A 3056-nucleotide genomic window follows, 5' to 3' on the forward strand; every position below is an offset into this window, starting at 1 on the left:
ACGTCCGGGCGGCTCAGCAGCGGGACAACCATGCGACCAACCGGCAGGATTGTCTTAATCTTGAAGGTGGTCAGGCTGCCATTGTCGCCGCTCGAAACGGTGCCGCCGTCGCGACTGCACTCGATAGCGGCAAAGACAAGCGGACGCAGGCCGGGAAGGGAACGCCGTCCTGGGAAGGTGCAGGGCAGGGCGCGCAGGCCAATAACAACCGCCATTTTACGCTTTACTGCTCGGATGCAGAAGCGGATGCCGGTATTTGCTCGCTTGCCTCCACCGATCAGCAGAATGCAGATCAGGACGCCACCAGCCTGTTAACGCCACCGGCATATCAGGATCAGGCCTCGATCGACCGTGCCAATGACTACGTCACGACACTGATCCAGCCGGTTGCTCCCGCCGCGCTGAGAGGGAGTGCTCTGACCTCGGTGGATGGGCAGTCTGCCCTCCCGGGGCGCCGTGCCTACAATGCTGCCATTTCGCTGGCCCATCACGTCGGAGACGACATTATCGGGTGGCACGCGAACACCGTGACCCTGAGCGCGGCCCAAAAGGCCGAGGCGGTCCGTGAGGGTTACACCAACACCTCAGTTGGCTCGGAAAGCGAGGCCACTGAGCTGGAAATCAACCGAAAATACAGTGGCACAGACTGGCAGGCAGATCTGCAGGCGATGCCCTCCCCGAAGTCTGTTCTTGTCCAGATCGCTCTGCTGGACGCGCAGCGTAACTGGATTGCCTGGCAGCAGTTCAAACTGGACCAGACCCGGGCGCTGATGGAAGCCAACAGGCTCGCGACGTCTGCTGAACAACGGCTTCGGGCGGTATCTCCTCTGCCGGTTCCTACCACAACACTCCCCTGAACATCTCGAATAGGAATGACCATGTCGGGTACTCTCACTCAGCAAGGGCCGTTAGGCTACGTCCTGCAGGCCCTTGATGCTCAGCAGTCGACCATCCCCGAAGCAGAGCGCGGGCTTGCAAAAGATCTTTCGGACCTGACCGCGCGTCTGCGGGAAAACCCGGGACTGGAAAGCGATCCAAAGTTCACCGTTCAGGTGGCGTGGCTTGTCCAGGACTGGAAGGCCTTTAGTGGAACCGGCGCAGATCCGCAGATCCCTCCAATTCTTGCGGCCGGCCTGAAGGCCCATGGCACAGATCTGCCGGGGCTGGAGAACGAAGAAATGAAAGCCCTGCTGGCGCAGGCTGGCTCGCTTGAAGATCGAGATCTTGTCCGCGATCTCCGCAAAACAGCGCTGGATATGTCCGGAGTGTCTCCGGAAGACCAGGCTTCCGTTGCCGCTGCACGGCTGGCTGCCGTTCTGGACTATCGCATCACCATGGCCCTGTCGGGCACTCCTGCCCGCGCGCAACAGACCGAGCCAGAGCCGTCACCTCGACCAGATGCACAGCAGGCGGACCCCGCGGTGACATCGACGCCACAGCCCGCGCCTGCGAGGGAAGCATCTTCGGAAGTGCAGCAACCGGCTTCTGCTGACATGCCCCAACCAACCGTGACGGAGCCTGAGCCTCCTGTCGCGGAAAGTGAACACCCCTCACACGAGCCTCAGCAGGCGCCCCGGACACAACACGAGATCCTTGAGCCTGGCCTTCCCTCGAATGACCCGTTTGAGGACGAAGGATATCTACAGTCTCTAGAAGAAGAGGCCGGTCCCTTTCGGGACGATGATGAGTTCCAAGGCGATCTTCGCCCTTCTGAGCAACCGGAAGAAGTGGAAGATGCGGTGTCGCAAAGCCCCGCAGAAGAGGATCGTGCGGTACATCGTGACGACCAAAGAGCTGCTGATGACGCTGAATCTGCCGGCCCCACGCGAACAGCTGATAGGCGAAAATCCATACAGCCGGAAGTCGATCAAGCAGCTGCGCAGGTAGAAGGCAGAAGAGAAGGGGAGCAAACCAAGCCCAGCCATAAAGATGCGCAATCGGAGGTTCAAAAAGGCAGTATTGCGGCAACTGAAACGAACCGTCGTGGGCTATCTGATTTTATGAGTAGCCTTGTGGGCAAGAGCGACGAGCGGCAGATCCAGAACCGAACGCGCAAGGTCAAGGAAGCGGCCCGTGAAGTCGAGGAAGATCTCGGCGCACTCAAGCGTGTCGGCCGAGAGTTTTTTGAAGCCTTCACCAAAGCTGCGTCAGAGCCTGGACAATCAGAAAGTTCTGTCATTGCGGGCATGACCGAGGATGGGAGTCATAAGGCGCTTCGCGCGCAGCTCAACGCGTCTCTGGAGAAAACGCCCGGCTTCGCAGAGTCCTGGGAGAAACTGCGGAAGTCATCTCAGCGACTGGGCAAGGAAGTCGAGGTTCTGGGTGATGAAGCGTCCAAGCGGGACGCTTTGAGTGATCCCACTGTGCAGAGCGCAGAGGAAACCGCTGCCAGTGTTGGCAAGAAGCTGGAATCTCTTCCGGGCCAGGAGCCGGGCAAGGACTTTCTGAAGGAAGTTGGAGCGGCACTCGAGCGTCTGGTGGACCGCTTCCATGATTTTTTTACCAAAGATCGAAAGCAGGGCCAGGAGCAAAGTCGCGATAACAGCCCGAGCCCGGAGGTCTAAAAACAATGCACCAGTTCATGCGGTTCCTTCGAGCGTCCCGGCATTTCCGGGCGGGCACCATGACAGTCGTTGCCCTCACGGTAACTATGGGATCCGCCTATGCCGGAACCACGGCAGACAGCGTGAGCTGGAGCAACCTGAGCGCGGGCGATGACTGGTCCGCCCGCGTGCTCGACAGTCTCTTCCCGATGTCAGGGGGCACAGAGACAGCCACCGGCACAATGCTGCAGTATATTTCGGCTTATGCGATGCTGATTGCGGCGTTCTGGATCAGCTATGCCTCCATCCTGCAGGTTCATAAGACAGCGGAAAGCGGAAAGGTTTTCTCTGCAAGCTTCTCCGGGTGGGTGCCGCTGCGCGTTGTTGTTGCACTCGGGCTGATGGTGCCGATCCCTGCAAACGGTGGCTTCTCGGTGGGGCAGGCGCTCGTCGTGCAGGGTGCGAAGACGGCGATCGGGATGGCCCGCAACCTGACGGATGTTGTGGCCAAGT

The 3056-nt window shown here is 59.8% G+C and carries 2 protein-coding genes and 1 pseudogene; all 3 read left to right on the top strand.

Going from position 1 to position 3056, the window contains the following annotated elements; translation table 11 throughout:
- The coding region (locus R5H23_RS16510; RefSeq protein ID WP_317216099.1) for a hypothetical protein at nt 1-857 on the top strand (857 nt) is incomplete at its 5' end.
- A 21-nt stretch (nt 858-878) separates the two neighbouring features.
- Complete coding sequence (locus tag R5H23_RS16515; protein ID WP_317216100.1) at nt 879-2564, top strand: hypothetical protein; 1686 nt, start codon at nt 879-881, stop codon at nt 2562-2564.
- A gap of 59 nt (nt 2565-2623) precedes the next feature.
- Nucleotides 2624-3056 (top strand): annotated as a pseudogene (locus tag R5H23_RS16520) (hypothetical protein); the annotation flags it as partial.

This window comes from Gluconobacter sp. GP1 (assembly GCF_032913585.1).
GTDB classification, from domain to species: Bacteria; Pseudomonadota; Alphaproteobacteria; order Acetobacterales; family Acetobacteraceae; genus Gluconobacter; species Gluconobacter cerinus.